9 protein-coding genes are annotated in these 18,453 nt (G+C 71.6%); 6 read left to right on the top strand and 3 right to left on the bottom strand.

The features are described from left to right. Positions 1–124: 124 nt before the first annotated feature. Positions 125–1,726: an alpha/beta hydrolase gene (locus IEZ15_RS01580; protein WP_189273552.1), complete on the bottom strand. Its 1,602-nt coding sequence runs from the start codon at positions 1,724–1,726 to the stop codon at positions 125–127. A gap of 140 nt (positions 1,727–1,866) precedes the next feature. Then, the gene (locus IEZ15_RS01575) at positions 1,867–4,647 is read right to left on the bottom strand and encodes a lysylphosphatidylglycerol synthase domain-containing protein (RefSeq protein ID WP_114246512.1); all 2,781 of its coding nucleotides are present in this window, start codon (positions 4,645–4,647) and stop codon (positions 1,867–1,869) included. 221 nt (positions 4,648–4,868) lie between these two features. Between IEZ15_RS01575 and IEZ15_RS01570 the strand changes: the two genes are divergently transcribed. The 5 genes from IEZ15_RS01570 to nudC all read left to right on the top strand — a co-directional run bounded on the left by IEZ15_RS01570 (position 4,869) and on the right by nudC (position 15,543). After that, positions 4,869–5,288, top strand: a complete 420-nt coding sequence (locus tag IEZ15_RS01570) for an MGMT family protein (RefSeq protein WP_189273550.1) — start codon at positions 4,869–4,871, stop codon at positions 5,286–5,288. Between the two features lie 215 nt (positions 5,289–5,503). Next, on the top strand, positions 5,504–9,010 hold the full coding sequence (locus tag IEZ15_RS01565) for an ATP-dependent helicase (protein WP_189273548.1): 3,507 nt from the start codon (positions 5,504–5,506) through the stop codon (positions 9,008–9,010). 390 nt (positions 9,011–9,400) lie between these two features. Then, entirely contained in the window at positions 9,401–12,913 is a 3,513-nt protein-coding gene (locus IEZ15_RS01555; RefSeq protein ID WP_189273545.1) for an ATP-dependent helicase, read from the top strand. Positions 12,914–13,156: 243 nt separating this feature from the next. Then, positions 13,157–14,551, top strand: coding sequence for a dipeptidase (locus tag IEZ15_RS01550; protein ID WP_189273542.1), 1,395 nt, complete (start codon positions 13,157–13,159; stop codon positions 14,549–14,551). 44 nt (positions 14,552–14,595) lie between these two features. Next, positions 14,596–15,543: an NAD(+) diphosphatase gene (gene nudC, locus IEZ15_RS01545; RefSeq protein WP_114246518.1), complete on the top strand. Its 948-nt coding sequence runs from the start codon at positions 14,596–14,598 to the stop codon at positions 15,541–15,543. A gap of 99 nt (positions 15,544–15,642) precedes the next feature. On the opposite strand, the gene IEZ15_RS01540 is transcribed toward nudC, so the two are convergent. Then, positions 15,643–15,897: a mycoredoxin gene (locus tag IEZ15_RS01540; RefSeq protein ID WP_093897475.1), complete on the bottom strand. Its 255-nt coding sequence runs from the start codon at positions 15,895–15,897 to the stop codon at positions 15,643–15,645. Positions 15,898–16,055: 158 nt separating this feature from the next. On the opposite strand from IEZ15_RS01540, the gene IEZ15_RS01535 reads away from it, so the two are divergent. Further along, positions 16,056–18,308, top strand: a complete 2,253-nt coding sequence (locus IEZ15_RS01535; RefSeq protein WP_229845680.1) for an ATP-dependent DNA helicase UvrD2 — start codon at positions 16,056–16,058, stop codon at positions 18,306–18,308. The last annotated feature ends 145 nt before the right edge of the window (positions 18,309–18,453 follow it).

Below are 18,453 nucleotides of genomic sequence, written 5' to 3'. Positions count from 1 at the left end.
ATGTGCCTGTACATACGACGTACAGAAAGTGCGCCCATGCTAGGTCCTGTCGTCGAACTGCCGTCTGCGGTGGGGGCGACGACGGTATTTCGACGACAGGACCCGGGCCGTTCGAGGCGGTGAATTACTTGCAGACCGTCCCGGCCGCCGGAACCTTGCCGTTCAGCAGATAGTCGCCCACGACCTTCTGCACACAGGCATTGCCGCTGTTGTACGCGCCGTGCCCCTGACCCTCGTACGTCAACTCCACACCGACGCCCTTGCCCAGCGCATCGGCCATCGACTTCGCTCCCTTGTACGGGGTCGCCGGGTCGCCCGTGTTGCCGATGACGAGGATGGGGGCCGCTCCCGGGGCGCTGACGTCCGGGGTCTCCCAGACGCCCGCCACCGGCCAGCCGGTGCAGGCCATCAGACCCCAGCCCAGATAGTCACCGAAGACCGGCGAGGCGGACTGGAACTCCGGGAGCTTCGCCATGGTCTGGTCCGCGGTGAACCGCTGCTTGGAGTCGGCGCAGTTGATGGCGGTGTTGGCAGCCATCGAATTGTCATAGTGCCCGTCGGCCTCACGGCCGTTCAGCGAGTCCGCGAGAGCGAGGAGCAGCGCGCCGTTCCCGCCGTCGGCCTCGTCCACTCCCTGCTCCAGCAACGGCCAGGTCTCCTTGGAGTAGAGGGAGGCCGCGATGCCGGTGATGGCCAGGGACTGCGTCAGCTGCCGGGTCCCGAGCCCCGGGATCGGGTTCTTCTCCAGCCGTGTGAGAAGGCCGGAGATCCCCTGCTCGACCTCCTTGCCGGTGGAACCGGGAAGCTTGCAGGCAGCGCCGCGGTTCACGCAGTCCTCGGCGAAGTTGTCCAGGGCGAGCTGGAACCCCTTGGCCTGGCCGAGCGAGGACTGCACGGAGTCCAGGGTCGGGTCGACCACCCCGTCCAGCACCGACCTGCCGACGTTCTTCGGGAACAAGTTGGCGTAGACGCCGCCCAGTTCGGTGCCGTACGAGATGCCGAAGTAGTACAGCTTCTTGTCTCCGAGCACCTGACGCATCAGATCCATGTCGCGGGCGGCGTTGATGGTGCCGACGTAGGGGAGCTCCCTGCCGGAGTTCTTCTTGCAGGCCAACGCGAACGTCTTGATGTCCTTGACGAAGGCATTCACCTCGGCGCTGTCGTCCGGCGTGACGTCGGTCTCGTAGCGGGCGTCGAGCTGCTGGTCGGTCTCGCACTCCACGCCCGCACTGCGGCCGACCCCGCGCGGGTCGAAGCTGACCAGGTCGTAGCCGGCGCGGAGCTTGTCGTAGTCGTTGCCGAAGGCGGGCAGGGTGGCGACGCCGGAAGCGCCGGGGCCGCCGAAGTTGAAGATGAGGGAGCCGATCCGCTTGTCCGGATTCTTGGCCCTGGCCCGGATGAGTGCCAGTTCGATCGTCTCGCCGCCCGGATTCGCGTAGTCGAGCGGGACCTTCATGAAGGAACACTCCCAGGGGGTGCCGCCGGGCAGGGGCGACGGGGTCTTTCCGCCGCCCTGTGCCGGGGACGGGGCCGGGCAGGGCTTCCATGTCAGCTTCTGGGAGGCGAGCTCGCCGGAGCTGCTCGCCTCGGCGGCATTCGCCGCAACCGGAGAGCGCGGCGGCCCGTCCGGGTCGTCCGTGGTGCCGCTCTCCGAGCAGGCGGTGAGGGGAAGGAGCACGGTGACGGCGGCGGCGAGAGTGGCGGCGCGCAGGGCGGAGGTCCTCATGGCCCCATCGTGCGGCGGGAACCGGACCCGTGCACGAGGCACTGGTCCAAGCGGGTGGCCGGGGCTCTCCCCGGTCGCCCGACCGGCCCTATGGAAAGGCGCGTGCTACGGCTGAGGAACCGTCAGCTCGTCCTTGCGGATCAGAGCTCGCCCTTGCGGGTCAGATGGTTGAAACAGAGCCAGCCGGGAAGCACCGGCAGCCACAGCGTCAGCAGTCGGTACAGCAGAACGGCCGGTGCCGCGACCTCCTTCGGCAGGCCGACCGCGATCAGCCCCAGCGTCAGCGCGCCCTCGACCGCGCCCATTCCGCCCGGTGTGGGCGCCGCCGACCCCAGCGCGTTACCGGCCAGGAAGACCACCGCGATGCTCGCGTAGCTGAGATGCGGCACATCCGGGCCGCTGAACGCCCGGACCGACGCGTCCAGGCACATCACGAACAGGCCGGTCAGCAGCAGCATTCCGCCGATGCCCGTCAGCAGCTTCTGAGGCCGCTGCACCACGTCGAGCATGCGCGGCACGACGCCGGCGAACAGCGACCGCACCCGCGTCACCACGAACTTCCGCAGGAACGGAACCGCCGTCACCACCAGCACCAGCACCGCGACCGTCAGCAGCCCGGCGATCACGGTCCTGGAAGGAGTGAGCGAGGACGGGGTCTTCTCGGTACCGGTCAGATAGCCGAACGCCGCCAACAGCAGAATGTGGCAGCCGAGACCGAACAGCTGCGAGGCGCCGACACTCGCCACGGCGAGGCCCGGACGCACCCCGGCACGCTGCAGGAAGCGGGTGTTCAGCGCCACACCACCGACCGCGGCCGGGGCGACGATCTTCACGAAGGACCCGGCGACCTGTGCCAGCACGGTCTTGCCGAACGGCACCCGCTCCGGCACGAAGCCCAGCAGACTCATCGCCGCCGCGACATAGCTGAGGGCCGAGAAGCCGACCGCGGCCGCCACCCAGCCCCACTCCGCCTGCTCGACGACCGCACCGAAGTCGGCCTGGGTGACCTGCGAGATGAGGAAGTAGGCGGCGATGGCGCCGGCGATACAGCTGACCAGGGTGCGCGCCTTGATGCGCTCCAGCCGTACCGGTTCGACCGGTGCCTGCGGCCGGATCAGCAGCACCTGCTGCCGCATCTGGGAGAGCAGATCCTCCTCGCGAGCCTCTTCCAGCGCGTCGTCCATAGCCCGTTTCTCGGCCTGCTTCTCGTTGCGCAGCGACTTGCGGGCAGCCTTGTGGTCCGGCACCGGACCGGCGGTGGAGGTCTCCTGAGCCGCCCCGTGTTCGAGCGCCCTGGCACGCTTGGCCGCGTCCGACGCATCGAGCACCGCCTGGCGCTCGCGCTGCGAGCGTTCCCGGGCGAGCCGGCGCAGGGTCGCCCGGGTGGAGCGGCTCAGCGCGATCGGCTGGAGCAGCGGCAGACAGTCCGCTACGGCATCGGGGCCGAGCACCTCCAGAGCACCGGCGACGGCCCGCTCGGCGCCCACCCGCAGGCCCGTGGTGGTCAGCAGCTGAGCGACATCCATCCGCAGGACCAGATCACCGGCCGCGATCTCGCCGCCGCGCAGATCGGTGACGAACACCTTGCCGGAACGATCGACCAGGATGGCGTCGCCGGTCAGCCTGCGGTGCGCGATCCGCCGCGACTGGAGCGCCTTCACCTGACGCCAGGCGCCGCGCACCAGCTCGTCGGTGATCTCCGAGTCCTCCAGCGCGTCCAGGGAATGGCCGCCGATGTGCTCGTACACCAGCATCACGGCGTCGGGCCCGAGCTCGGAGGTGGCGATCAGCTTGGGTGCGTTGGCCCCGGCGGCGATCGCCGCGTACGCGAGCAGCGCCTCCTGCTCCAAGGCCTGACGCAGCGACTGGATGGAGCGGCGCTGGGTGATGCCGCGCAGGGTGAGCCTGCGCCACACCCGGTAGAAGAAGCCCTGCGCCTGTTGCTCGCGGTCGACGACCGTTACATCGAGTGGTGGTCCGTCCTCCAGGGTGACCAGATAGCGGCGCCCGCGGTCGCTCTGATCGCCGGAGTCGGGTGCGTCCTCGGCGCGCATCGCGGTGACCGGGCGGAAGCCGACACGGCGCAGACCGGCCATCAGATGCTGACCGGTCGGCCGTACGTTCGGCGAGCCGACCGCGTACAGCGTGCCGTACGCCACGGTCCAGCCGATCAGCACGGTGAGGATGATCGAGAACGGGGTCGTGTAACCGCCGACCAGCATGGCGAACGCGTCGAGCAGCAACACCACCCACAGCACGACCCGCCAGCGCGGCCGTCTCGCCATCCCGACCGCCGTCATATAGGCGATCACGGGGGCGAGATAGCCGTGTACGGGATCGGTGAGCGCGTCACCGGGCTGCGGCTGGGTCAGGGCGTCCTGAATGGTGCCGGGGGCGGACTTGGCCACCCAGAGATCGGTGGCGAGCGTGACGCCGTGCGCCAGTACGGCGGCGAGCACGCCGTCCGCGATCCGTAGTCCGTCGCGTTTGATCAGCCGCTCGATGGCGAACGCGACCGGAACGAGCAGCACGGCGATGCTGGAGACCAGACCGCCGGTCTTGATCAGGATGTCGGGCGCCTGGCCGGTTCCCTTGCTGATGTCCTGTTCGAGACCGGCGGTCGTGCCGTGGGCGAACGCGGCGACCGAGAGCAGGACGACGATCGACAGGACCCCGATGAGGAGCCGCATGAGATCGGAGGGGCGGTGCACCCGGGCGGCGAGCAGCGGCTCGTCCCCGGAGACGCGGTCGGCCTGTTCCGCCGCAGCGGACGAGAGCGCCGAGCCGACCGGGTGCTCGGGGACTTCCCCCTGCTCCGCACCGGACTTTTCCTGCTCCGCAGCGGGCTTCTCGGCGGGTCCGTCCGAAGCGTCCGGATACCGCGCGGCGTCAGGGGCGTTTGCCGCCTTCGGTGGCTGCACGCCCTGCTCCTTCGTCGCCTCTGGCTGGTCTTCGTGTTCTCGTATCACCGGTCACCGCCCGCACGATGGTGGCACGGCCCGGCGACTGAGGAGGGCATCAGGGTGCACTGCGCAAACACGCGAAGCGCAAGATACGCTCCTTTGCTCCCGCACGCACGCCCAGTGAAAGAGCGCACACGGACCGGGCCGGGCTGTCGGTGGCGTACGGCAGGATGGGCCGGATGAGCCAATACCGGACCAGCGGCGACGGGACGAGCGGCGACCGGACGATCGACGAGTTGCCGGAGTACGCGGAGCGGGTGCTCGATGTCGCCGAGCTGATTCCGCCCGGCCGTGTCATGACGTACGGAGATGTCGCCGAGTGGCTGGGCGACGGCGGCCCGCGCCAGGTCGGCCGGGTCATGGCGCTGTACGGGGCCGCGGTGCCGTGGTGGCGCGTGGTGCGCGCAGACGGGGCGCTGCTGCCCGGCCACGAACTGCGGGCGCTGGACCACTACCGCGAGGAGAGCACCCCGCTGCGCGAGGCGTCGCGCAGCGCGGAGGGTCATCTGCCGCGACTCGACATGAAGCGGGCGCGGTGGGACGGCGTCACCGGCGGTGCGGACGCGGACGGGGACAAGGGCGGAGGTGCTCACATCTGACAGCTTCGGCCATTCGGGGGCGCAACGGGCGGCGCCTGGCCCGGCGCGTGATGCGGAACACGAAGTGATACGCCGCGACGGCACCCGTGACGCGGAACGTGACGAGGCACGCAGCGGACTCGCCCCGGACCGCACCCCCGCTGGCGTAGCGTCGACAGTTCGCGGCACGCACCGCACCCTCAGCACCAGCACACCCACCAGGACCGGCGATCCACGTGAGCTCCTCCTCCACCACCCGGCACAGCCCGCACGGTCAGGCACGGCAGGGGGTCCCCCCACGCCCGCAGGGGCGTAGGGGGAGCACCACGGGCGCGTACCGACTGGTGCGCACCCCGCCGGGCTCCGTGGATCCCCCTCTCCTGGACGCGGCGCAACGTGCGGTGGTTGATCACCCCGGAGGCCCGCTCCTGGTGCTCGCCGGACCGGGCACCGGCAAGACGACCACGCTCGTCGAGGCGGTCGCCGCACGTGTCGCACGGGGCGGCGACCCGGCCCGCATCCTGGTCCTCACCTTCAGCCGCAAGGCCGCCGTGGAGCTGCGCGACCGGATGGCCGCCCGGCTCGGTGCCGCCCGCGGTCCGCAGGCCACCACGTTCCACTCCTTCTGTTACGCACTGGTCCGCGCCCACCAGGACGCCGACCTCTTCGCCGAACCGATGCGGCTGCTCTCCGGACCGGAGCAGGACGTCACCGTCCGCGAGCTGCTCGCGGGCCAGCTCGAACTGGAACAGGACGGCTTCACGCACATCCGCTGGCCGGACGAACTGCGGGCCTGTCTGACCACGCGCGGTTTCGCCGACGAGGTACGGGCGGTGCTCGCCCGCAGCCGTGAGCTGGGCCTGGGCCCGGACGCGCTGACCGACTTCGCCCGCCGCACCGGCCGCCCGGACTGGGGCGCCGCCGCCGAGTTCCTCGCCGAGTACCTGGATGTGCTGGACGCACAAGGGGTGCTGGATTACGCGGAGCTGGTGCACCGGGCCGTGCTGCTCGCGGAGCGCCCCGAGGTGTCGGCGCTGCTGGCCGGGCAGTACGACGCGGTATTCGTGGACGAGTACCAGGACACGGACCCGGCACAGGTGCGGCTGCTGCACGCGCTGGCCGGCAACCGGGGGAGCGCCCCGGGGGCCGGGGGCGGCCGGGACCTGATCGCCTTCGGTGACCCGGACCAGTCGATCTATGCGTTCCGGGGTGCCGATGTGAACGGCATCCTCGACTTCCCGGAGATGTTCCGGCGGGCGGACGGCGCCCCGGCACCGGTCGGCGTCCTCACGACCTCGCGCCGCTCCGGCGGACAGCTGCTGGCCGCCACCCGGCTGCTCACCCGGCGGATGCCGCTGACCCGGCTGCCCTCGGCGAAGGTCCGCGCCCACCGGGAGCTCGCCGCGGTCCGCGAGGGCGGCAGCGTGGAGACGTACACCTACCCGACCGCCTCCACCGAACTCGACAACATCGCCGATCTGCTGCGCCGGGCGCATCTGGAGGACGGCGTCCCATGGAACGAGATGGCGGTGCTCGTACGGGCCGGAGGCCGCACGATCCCCTCGGTGCGCCGGGCCCTGACCTCGGCGGGCGTCCCCGTGGAGGTCGACGGCGACGACCTCCCCCTGCGCCATGAACCGGCGGTGGCCCCGCTCCTGACGGCCCTCCGCGCGGTCGCCGCAGCGGCGCTGCGCCGGGGCGCGCCGGGCGCGGAGGCAAAGGCCCCGGCCTCGGAGGATGCGGAGACTCCCGACTCGGAGGTCCGAGAGGGTGCGGATGCCCCGGCTCCTCCTGGCCGGGAGCCCGATCAGGCTCCCGGCCAGGACCCCGAAAAGGCTCCCGGCCGGGAATCCACCCCTGAAGCGCCCTCCTGGCTGGACACCGAGACGGCCCTGACCCTCCTCACCTCCCCCCTCGGCTCCATGGACGCGGCCGACCTGCGCCGGCTCGGCCGGGCCCTGCGCGACGAGGAGCGGGCCGCCGGGAATCGTGTACCGCCGCCCTCCGGCGACCTGCTGGCCCGCGCGCTCGCCGAGCCCGAGCGGCTCGTCGCGCACGATCCGGCGTACGCCCGCGGCGCCCAGCGACTCGGCGCGCTCCTGCGCAAGGCGCGCGAGCTTCTCGAAGGCGGCGGTACCGCGGAAGAGGCCCTGTGGGAGCTGTGGGCCGGCACCCCGTGGCCGGGGCGGCTGGAGCGTGCCGCGCTGCGCGGCGGTGCGGGCGGCCGCAACGCCGACCGCGACCTCGACGCCGTCTGCGCGCTCTTCGACACCGCGGCCCGCGCCGAGGAACGCACCGGCGGGCGCGGCGCGCTCAACTTCCTGGAGGAGGTCGACGCCCAGGACATCGCCGCCGACACCCTCTCCAGGCGCGCGGTGCGGCCCGACGCCGTACGGCTGATGACCGCACACAGGTCCAAGGGCCTGGAGTGGCGCCTCGTCGTCGTCGCGGGGGTGCAGGAGGGACTCTGGCCGGACCTGCGCCGCCGCGGTTCGCTCCTCGAAGCGGACCGGATCGGCCGCGACGGCCTGGCCGAACCGCTCACCCCCGGCGCCCTCCTCGCCGAGGAACGCCGCCTCTTCTACGTCGCTGCGACCCGCGCATGCGAACGGCTCGTCGTCACCGCGGTCAAGGCGCCCGCCGACGACGGCGACCAGCCGTCCCGCTTCCTCACCGAGCTCGGCGTCGAAGCGCGCGACGTCACCGGCCGGCCGCGCCGACCGCTCGCCGTCGCCGCGCTCGTCGCCGAACTCCGCGCCACCACCGTCGACCCCGACGCCTCGGACGCCCTGCGCGAGGAGGCCGCCCACCGCCTCGCCCGCCTCGCCGCGCTCACCGACGACGACGGCCAGCCGCTCGTACCCGCGGCCCATCCCTACCGCTGGTGGGGCCTGTACGAGCCGACCCGCTCCGCCGTCCCGCTCCGCGACCGGGACCAGCCCGTGTCCCTCTCCGGCAGCGCGCTCGACCAGCTCGCCAACACCTGCGCGCTCCAGTGGTTCCTCGGCCGCGAGGTGAAGGCGGACGCCCCGGCGACGGCCGCACAGGGCTTCGGCAACGTCGTCCACGTACTCGCCGACGAGGTGGCCTCCGGGCGTACCCCCGCCGATCTGGCTGTCCTGATGGAGCGGCTGGACTCGGTCTGGGACGGCCTCGTCTTCGACGCCCCCTGGAAGTCCCGGCAGGAGAAGGACCAGGCCAGGGCCGCCCTCGAACGCTTCCTGCGCTGGCACGTCATGGACCGCACCGGCCGCACCCCCGCCGCGAGCGAGCACGACTTCGACGTGACGCTGGAGGCCGGGCAGTACGAGGTACGCATCCGCGGCTCCATGGACCGCGTCGAACAGGACGCCGAGGGCCGGGCGTACGTCGTCGACTTCAAGACCGGCAAGCAGTCCCCGACCAAGGACGAGGTCGCCCGCCACCCCCAGCTCGCCGTGTACCAGCTGGCCGTCCGGGAAGGGGCGGTCGACGAGATCTTCGACGGCAGCCGTCCCGTGCCCGGGGGCGCCGAACTCGTACAGCTGCGACAGCCCGCCCCGAAGAAGGAGGGCGGCGACGCCCTTCCCAAGGTGCAGGCCCAGGAACCGCTCTCCGGTGAGTGGGTCTCCGACCTGCTGGCCACGGCCGCCGGCCGGGTCCTGGACGAACGGTTCACCCCCACGACCGGCCAGCACTGCACACACTGCACCTTCCGTGCCTCGTGCAGCGCACAGCCGGAGGGCCGTCACACCCTGGAATGAGAGCCCTCCGGCCGCTCGGCCAGGGCCTGGGCGCCACCAGGACGCGGACGGCATTCGCGGCGGCCGCCGCCTCACGGTCGGCGGGGCAGTCGTCCCTGACACCGAGAAATACGTCGACACCGAGAAATACGTCATACACCCGGGCCGGATGCGCCTTGGCCGTATCGGTGCGCCGGTGTGGGCCGCAGACGTCAGGACCGGCTGCGGCGAGTGCTCATGAGGCCGCCCTCGCAAAGGAGTTGAGGTGATCGGCGCTCAAGGTGGTCCGGACCCGGACCACCGGTCGGTCCTGTTGCGGGCTGCCGGATCGGGTCTGTTGCCGGCCACCGGCCGCCCGGACCGTCCGGCGGCCCCGGCACGTTGTCAGTGCGCGCGGTTAGCCTCTGTCGGGTGTCCTCACGCATCACCGATCCCGAGCAGCTGAAGGAGCTCCTCGGGATCCCGTTCACCCCGGAGCAGACGGCCTGCATCACAGCGCCGCCCGCCCCGCAGGTGATCGTGGCCGGAGCCGGGTCGGGGAAGACCACGGTGATGGCGGCGCGTGTGGTGTGGCTGGTGGGGACCGGCCAGGTCGCCCCGGAGCAGGTCCTCGGACTCACCTTCACCAACAAGGCGGCGGGCGAGCTCGCCGAGCGCGTCCGCAAGGCCCTGATCGCGGCCGGGGTCACCGATCCGGACGCCATCGATCCGGACAACCCTCCGGGCGAGCCCAGCATCTCCACGTACCACGCGTTCGCCGGCCGACTCCTCACCGAGCACGGGCTGCGCATCGGCCTCGAACCCACCACCCGCCTCCTCGCCGACGCCACCCGCTACCAGCTGGCCGCACGCGTACTGCGCGAGGCACCCGGCCCCTATCCGGCCCTGACGAGGTCGTTCCCCACGCTGGTCAGCGATCTGCTGGCCCTCGACGCCGAGCTGGCCGAGCATCTCGTACGCCCCGAACAGCTCGCGGGGTACGACACCGACCTGCTCCGTACGCTGGAGACGGCCCGGCTGACCAATGCCGAGCTGCGCAGGATTCCCGAGGCCGCCCGGGCCCGTCGTGAGCTGCTGCAGCTGACCCGCCGCTACCGCGAGGCCAAGAAGAGCCGCGACGTCCTCGACTTCGGCGACCAGATCGCCCTCTCCGCCGAGCTGGCCCTCACCCGCCCCGAGGTCGGCGCGATCCTGCGCGACGAATTCCGCGTCGTACTGCTCGACGAGTACCAGGACACCTCCGTCGCCCAGCGCCTGCTGCTCTCCGCCCTCTTCGGCAGGGGCCCCGAGGCCGGGGTCACGGAGGCGGGGACCGGGGCGCAGTCCGGCGCGGCCACCGGGGCGGTGGCCACCGGTCATGCCGTCACCGCCGTCGGCGACCCCTGCCAGGCGATCTACGGCTGGCGCGGTGCCTCCGTGGCCAACCTCGACGACTTCCCGCTCCACTTCCCGCACGCCGACGGCACCCCCGCCACCCGCTACTCCCTCAGCGAGAACCGCCGCAGCGGCGGCCGTCTCCTCCACCTCGCCAACGGCCTCGCCGCGCCCCTGCGCGCCATGCACGAAGGCGTCGAGGCACTGCGCCCCGCCCCGGGCGCCGAGCGCGACGGCATCGTCCGCTGCGCCCTGCTCCGTACCCACACCGAAGAGATCGACTGGCTCGCCGACTCGATCGCCCACCTCGTGAGGACCGGGAAGGCGCCCGGCGAGATCGCCGTCCTGTGCCGCACCGCGGGCGATTTCCCGGAGATCCAGGCCGCGCTGGTGGCCCGCGACATCCCGGTCGAGGTCGTCGGACTGTCCGGGCTGCTGCACCTGCCCGAGGTCGCCGACCTCGCCGCAGTGTGCGAGGTCCTCCAGGATCCCGGCGCCAACGCCTCCCTGGTCCGGCTGCTCATTGGCCCCCGCTGGCGGATCGGCCCCCGCGACCTGGCACTCCTCGGCCGCCGCGCCCGCCTCCTCGTCCACCGCGCCGCCCATGGCGACGAGGACGACTTCGACCCCGACCGCCGCCTCGCCGAGGCCGTCGAAGGCATCGACCCGGCCGAAGTGATCTCGCTCGCCGACGCCCTGGACACCTTCCTCGAATCGGGCGGAGGAGAGGACGACGGACTTCCGTTCTCCACCGACGCCCGCATCCGCTTCGCCCGCCTGGCCGCCGAACTGCGCGACCTGCGCCGCTCGCTGGCCGACCCCCTGATGGACGTGCTGCACCGCGTCCTCGCCACCACCGGCCTGGAGGTCGAGCTCTCCGCATCGCCGCACGCCCTGGCCGCCCGCCGCCGCGAGACCCTCGCCAACTTCCTCGACGTCGCGGCCCGCTTCGCCGCCGTCGACGGCGAGGCCACTCTCCTTGCTTTCCTGGGCTTCCTGCGCACGGCAGTCCAGTACGAGAAGGGCCTGGACAACGCCCTGCCCGGCGGCGAGAACACCGTCAAGGTCCTCACCGCCCACAAGTCCAAGGGCCTGGAGTGGGACGTCGTCGCGGTGCCCGGCCTGGTCACCGGACAGTTCCCCAGCAGCCAGTCCCGCGACGCCTGGACCTCCCAGCCCAAGGTCCTCCCGCACGCCCTGCGCGGGGACACGGCCACCCTCCCCGTCATCCACTCCTGGGACGCCAAGGGGCTCAAGGGCTTCAAGGAGGAGATGAAGGAGCACCAGCACACCGAGGAGCTCCGCCTGGGATACGTCACCTTCACCAGGCCCCGCACGCTGCTGCTCGGCTCCGGTCACTGGTGGGGCCCGACCCAGAAGAAGCCGCGCGGCCCGTCCGGCTTCCTGCATGCGCTGTACGAGCACTGCGCGGCCGGACACGGCGAGATCGAGGCCTGGGCGGACGAACCGGCCGAGGACGAGGAGAACCCGGCCCTCGCCGAGGAGGAGGCCGACCGGGCGTGGCCGCTCCCCCTGGACGACACCGCCCTGACCCGCCGCAGGGCCGCCGCGGACACGGTGATGGCACATCTGGAGGCCCTGGCCGCGGCGGGGGGTGTTCCGGATGTGTACGAGGCGCCGTCCGACGCCCCGGGTCCGTACGACGATCCGTACGACGCCCCTTACGACGACGACCCGTTCCCCGACAGCGAGGCGTACCCCGACGAGGCCGACGACTGGGACGCCCTGTCGACGGAGCCCCCGCCGGCCCCGGCTCCCACGCCGCACGCCCCCGCTCCCACACCACACGTCCCGGCGGCCCGCACGCCTCAGCCCGCCGGGGAACAGCGCCTCACCCCCGAGGAATCCCGCACACTGGCCTCCTGGGACCGCGACCTCGACGCCCTCACCGGCGAACTGCGCCGCGCCCGCGCCACCGTGCGCGACGTCCTCGTACCCGCCTCGCTCTCCGCCACCCAGCTGCTGCGTCTCGCCGACGACCCCGACGGCTTCGCCCAGGAGCTGGCCCGCCCCATGCCGCGGCCTCCGCAGCCCGCGGCCCGCCGGGGGACCCGTTTCCACGCCTGGGTGGAGTCCCGCTTCGAGGAGCTGCCGCTGCCCATGCTCGGGCCGGACGAGCTGCCGGGAGGCGACGAGAGCGACGCCGAGATCGCCGACGAGCGCGACCTCGCCGCACTCAAGGAGGCCTTCGAGCGCACCCCGTACGCCCGCCGTACTCCGTACCGCGTGGAGACGCCGTTCCAGATCACTCTGGCCGGCCGGGTGATCCGGGGCCGTATCGACGCGGTGTACCGCACCGGGGACACGTACGAGATCGTCGACTGGAAGACCACCCGCACCAACACCGCCGACCCCCTCCAGCTCGCGGTCTACCGTCTGGCCTGGGCCGAGCTGCACGATCTGCCGCTCACCGATGTCACCGCCACGTTCCTGTACGTACGCAGCGGAGAGACCGTCCGCCCCACCCGCCTCCCTGGCCGGGCGGAGCTTGAGCGGCTCCTGCTGGACGAGCCACCTCCCACGGGCTAGTGCCTCGCCCCGTGGGGTTTGCCCCGTCGCGCCACCCGGCACGCTCGCCGCGTTGCCGCAGGGCCCAAGCAGCTCCTTCCCCAAGCTCTCACCTTCGTTAAGCTCTCAGCTTCGTTAAGCTCTCAGCTTCGTTCGAGCAGGGGAGACCCCATCCGAGGGCACTTTGGCGCCTTGCGATCGCACGCACCGGACGACGCTCCTCAGCGGGCAAACCCCACTGGGCGAGGCACTAGGCTCAAGGCCATGAGCGACACCCCGGACAGCGCCGTCCGTACGTACATCGAACAGCACCGCACAGCCTTCCTCGACGACCTCGCCGACTGGCTGCGCATCCCGTCCGTGTCCGCCCAGCCGGTCCACGACGGGGACGTACGACGCAGCGCCGAGTGGCTGTCCGCCAAGCTCAAGGAGACCGGCTTCCCGGTCGCCGAGATCTGGGAGACGCCCGGCGCTCCCGCAGTCTTCGCCGAGTGGCCGTCCGACGACCCGGACGCCCCGACCGTCCTCGTCTACGGGCACCACGACGTGCAGCCCGCCGCCCGCGAGGACGGCTGGGACACCGACCCGTTCGAGCCGGTGATCCGCGACGGCCGTATGTACGGGCGGGGCGCCGCCGACGACAAGGGGCAGGTGTTCTTCCACACCCTCGGCGTCCGGGCCCACCTCGCCACCACCGGCCGCACCACCCCGGCCGTCAACCTCAAGTTGCTGATCGAGGGCGAGGAGGAGTCCGGTTCACCGAACTTCCGCACCCTGGTCGAGGAGCAGGCCGCCCGGCTCACCGCAGACGCCGTGATCGTCTCCGACACCGGCATGTGGGACGAGACGACCCCCACGGTCTGCACCGGTATGCGAGGCCTCGCCGAGTGCGAGATCGAGCTGTACGGCCCCGAGCAGGACATCCACTCCGGCTCGTTCGGCGGCGCGGTCCCCAACCCGGCGACCGCCGTGGCCCGGCTCGTCGCCGCACTGCACGACGCGGACGGACGGGTTGCGATCCCCGGTTTCTACGACGGGGTGACGGAACTCACCGACATCGAGCGCGCGCTCTTCGCCGAGCTGCCCTTCGACGAGGCCACCTGGCTGCGTACGGCCAAGTCACGAGCGGCGTCGGGCGAGGCCGGCCACTCCACGCTGGAACGCATCTGGGCCCGCCCCACCGCCGAGGTCAACGGCATCGGCGGCGGCTACCAGGGCGCCGGAAGCAAGACGATCATTCCGTCCTCCGCCCTGGTGAAGATCAGCTTCCGGCTGGTCGCGGGCCAGGACCCCGACCACATCCAGCAGGTGGTCAGGGACTGGGCCGAGGCACAGGTCCCGGCCGGTGTCCGTCACCGGATCACCTTCGCCCCCGCCACCCGCCCCTGTCTGACCCCGCTGGACCACCCCGCTCTGCAGGCCGTGGCCCGCGCCATGGGACGGGCCTTCGGCCAGAAGATCCTCTTCACCCGCGAAGGAGGCTCGGGACCCGCCGCCGACCTGCAGGACGTGCTCGGCGCACCCGTCCTCTTCCTGGGCATCTCCGTACCGTCCGACGGCTGGCACGCCCCCAACGAGAAGGTCGAACTCGACCTCCTGCTCAAGGGCGTGGAGACAGCCGCCCACCTCTGGGGCGAGCTGGCCGCCGCACTCCGCTGAATCCTCTGAACACCCGATCCATCCCGGGGGAGTAGGAAGCACCTGTGAGCACCTTCGACAACGCCACCGCAGACCGGCCCATCGGTCTCACGGCGCCCAGTGGCATCGACCGCGCGGCGCACCACCGCCTCGACGAGGCCTGGCTGTCCGCCGCGTGGAGCCACCCGACCACCCGTGTGTTCGTCGTCTCCGGCGGGCAGGTGCTGATCGACGACACGGCCGACGGCGGTACGGAGATCGTCATGACCCCGGCCTTCGAGGCCCCGGTCACCGAGACCCACCGCTACTTTCTCGGCACCGACGAGGACGGCGTCAGCTACTTCGCGCTCCAGAAGGACTCCCTGCCCGGCCGCATGGACCAGCCGGCCCGCCCGGCCGGCCTGCGCGAGGCCGGACTGCTGCTCGGCCCCCGCGACGCGGGCCTGATGGTGCACGCGGTGGCTCTGGAGAACTGGCAGCGCCTGCACCGCTTCTGCTCGCGTTGCGGCGAGCGCACGGTCATCGCGGCAGCCGGCCACATCCGCCGCTGCCCGGCCTGCGGCGCCGAGCACTACCCGCGCACCGACCCCGCGGTCATCATGCTGGTGACGGACGACCGGGACCGCGCCCTGCTGGGCCGCCAGGTGCACTGGCCCGAGGGCCGCTTCTCGACGCTCGCGGGTTTCGTCGAGCCGGGGGAGTCGATCGAGCAGTCCGTGGCCCGCGAGGTGTTCGAGGAGGTGGGCGTCACGGTCGGCGAGGTCGAGTACATCGCCAGCCAGCCCTGGCCGTTCCCGTCCAGCCTGATGCTGGGCTTCATGGCACGGGCGACCTCGTCGGAGATCGACGTGGACGGCGAGGAGATCGAGGAGGCCCGCTGGTTCTCCCGCGAGGATCTGACGGCGGCCTTCGAGTCGGGCGAGATCATGCCCCCGTTCGGCATCTCGATCGCGGCCCGTCTGATCGAACTCTGGTACGGCAAGCCGCTCCCGAGGCCGGGAACCATCGGCTGACGCACGGCGTACGGGCCGCGGCGCTCCCGGACGTGTACAGGAACGCCCCCTCCGGTGCTCGACCGGAGGGGGCGCGACTGTGCTGCGGGAGCGGCGGGATCAGGCGGCGAGCGCCTGCTTCACCTGGGCCAGGGACGGGTTCGTCATGACGGCCTCGACACCCGTGGAGCCGACCACCAGGACGGTGGGAACGGTCTGATTGCCCCCGTTGGCCTTCTCGACGAAGGCCGCGGAGTCCGGGTCCTGCTCGATGTTGATCTCGTTGTACGCGATGCCTTCGCGGTCCATCTGGCTCTTGAGCCGACGGCAGTAGCCGCACCACGTGGTGCTGTACATCGTCACAGTGCCCGACATGTCTTCGCGCTCCTCTGTCTCGTCAGTCTTGTCAGACTCGTCTGTCTCATCCGTCTCATCCGGCACGCGGAGAAGCTGGAAAGTGCGTCGCCGCACGGAAAGGGAACGTACGTGAGCCGACCACCATTCCCGCCGCTGCCCCCGCATTAGTACGACAGATGCGGCCCCCCTGTGGACAACCTCCGCGCCCGCCTCTTGCGACCTGGCAGCATGGCGGGGTGACAGCAGCAACGCATTCCTCCCTTTTCCCACAGGTTCCCGAGTCGGCCGACGCCGTGCTCGACGGCCTGGACCCCGAGCAGCGCGAGGTCGCCATGGCCTTGCACGGCCCGGTGTGTGTGCTGGCCGGAGCCGGTACGGGCAAGACGCGTGCGATCACGCATCGCATCGCCTACGGGGTGCGCGCGGGGATACTCCAGCCGACAAGTGTGCTTGCCGTCACGTTCACCAACCGGGCCGCGGGCGAGATGCGGGGACGGCTGCGCCAGCTCGGCGCGGGCGGGGTGCAGGCGCGGACGTTCCACTCCGCCGCCCTGCGCCAACTCCAGTACTTCTGGCCGAAAGCGGTCGGCGGGGACCTGCCCCGGCTGCTGGAGCGCAAGGTCCAGCTGGTCGCCGAGGCTGCGGCCCGCTGCCGCATCCGGCTCGACCGCAACGAGCTGCGCGACGTCACCAGCGAGATCGAGTGGTCCAAGGTCACCCAGACCGTGCCCGCCGACTATCCGGCCGTGGTCGCCAAGACCCAGCGGGACGCCCCGCGCGATCCGGCCGAGATCTCCCAGATCTATGCGATGTACGAGCAGTTGAAGCGCGACCGCTCGGTGATCGACTTCGAGGATGTGCTGCTTCTCACCGTCGCCATCCTTCAGGACCGCCACGACATCGCCGACCACGTCCGCCGCCAGTACCAGCACTTCGTCGTCGACGAGTACCAGGACGTCAGCCCGCTCCAGCAGCGGCTGCTCGACCTCTGGCTCGGGGACAGGGACACCCTGTGCGTCGTCGGTGACGCCAGCCAGACGATCTACTCCTTCACCGGAGCCACCCCCGACCACCTCCTGAACTTCCGCACCCGACATCCCAATGCGACGGTGGTCAAGCTGGTCCGGGACTACCGCTCCACCCCCCAGGTCGTCCATCTGGCCAACGGGCTGCTCGGCCAGGCCCGCGGCCGCGCCGCCGAGCACCGGCTCGAACTGGTCTCGCAGCGCGAGTCCGGCCCCGATCCCGCCCATACGGAGTACGCGGACGAGCCCGCGGAGGCCGAAGGCACCGCTCGCCGCATCCGCGATCTGATCGCCGCGGGCGTCCCGGCCGGCGAGATCGCCGTGCTCTACCGGGTCAACTCCCAGTCCGAGATCTACGAGCAGGCCCTGGCCGACGCGGGCGTGCCGTACCAGCTGCGGGGCGCGGAGCGCTTCTTCGAACGCGCGGAGGTACGGGAGGCGGGCATCGCCCTGCGCGGCGCGGCCCGTGCGGGGGGCAACGACTCCCTGCTCGACGACGCGGAGGGGCTGCCGGCGGAGGTGCGTGCGGTGCTCTCCACCAAGGGGTGGACCACTGAGCCGCCCGCAGGCTCGGGTGCTGTGCGCGACCGCTGGGAGTCCCTGGCCGCACTGGTCCGGCTCGCCGAGGATTTCGAACAGGCCAAGCCGGGGGCGACGCTCTCCGATCTGGTGGCGGAACTCGACGAGCGCGCAGCCGCCCAGCACGCCCCCACCGTCCAGGGAGTCACACTCGCCTCGCTGCACTCGGCGAAGGGCCTGGAGTGGGACGCCGTGTTCCTGGTCGGGCTCAACGAGGGCATGATGCCGATCACCTATGCCAAGACCGACGAGCAGATCGAGGAGGAGCGTCGGCTGTTGTACGTCGGCGTCACCCGGGCGCGCTTCCATCTCTCGTTGTCATGGTCGCTGTCCCGCTCGCCCGGCGGCCGCGCCGGACGGCGCCCGAGCCGGTTCCTGAACGGACTGCGCCCCGGCTCAGTGGCCCTCGGTATGCGCGGCGCGGTCGGCGGCGGCGGGATCGAACGGGGCCCCGGGCCGGTCGTCAAACGCGGCCGCCGCGGCCCCGCCCGATGCCGGGTCTGCGGCAAGACCCTCACCGATGCGGGCGAGATGAAGCTGATGCGCTGCGACGACTGCCCCTCAGACATGGATGAGGCACTGTACGAGCGGCTGCGCGACTGGCGGGCGGTCCGGGCGAAGGAGATCAGCCAGCCCGCGTACTGCGTGTTCACGGACAAGACGCTGATGGCGATCGCCGAGGCGGTGCCGGGCAGCGCGGGCGAACTGGCCGGGATCTCCGGGGTCGGCGCGCGGAAGCTGGACCGGTTCGGGACCGCGGTCCTTGCCATTTGCGCAGGTGAGACGGTGGAAGAAGGGCTCGGGGGCGCCGTTGACGAGGTGTGAGAAAAACTCGTCGAAAAAATAGTTTGCGCCCGCCCCAGTCATCACCATAGGTTCTTAACCACGGGAACAGCGGCTTCTCTGAAGCCCTGGTCCTGTGCTGTACTTATCCGAATACGCAGGACCGGCCCGCCGGTCCCCCCGAGAC

The sequence above is a fragment of the Streptomyces atratus genome, assembly GCF_014648655.1.
GTDB classification, from domain to species: Bacteria; Actinomycetota; Actinomycetes; order Streptomycetales; family Streptomycetaceae; genus Streptomyces; species Streptomyces atratus.
The sequence above is the reverse complement of the archived record's forward strand: the minus strand, read 5'-3'. Positions and strand labels throughout refer to the sequence as shown.

Excerpts from the sequence above, each read along its gene's own strand:
- IEZ15_RS01580 (WP_189273552.1), bottom strand. The coding sequence starts at position 1,726 with ATGAGGACCTCCGCCCTGCGCGCCGCCACTCTCGCCGCCGCCGTCACC.
- IEZ15_RS01570 (WP_189273550.1), top strand. The coding sequence starts at position 4,869 with ATGAGCCAATACCGGACCAGCGGCGACGGGACGAGCGGCGACCGGACG.
- IEZ15_RS01550 (WP_189273542.1), top strand. The coding sequence starts at position 13,157 with ATGAGCGACACCCCGGACAGCGCCGTCCGTACGTACATCGAACAGCAC.
- IEZ15_RS01540 (WP_093897475.1), bottom strand. The coding sequence starts at position 15,897 with ATGTCGGGCACTGTGACGATGTACAGCACCACGTGGTGCGGCTACTGC.
- IEZ15_RS01535 (WP_229845680.1), top strand. The coding sequence starts at position 16,056 with ATGCGGCCCCCCTGTGGACAACCTCCGCGCCCGCCTCTTGCGACCTGG.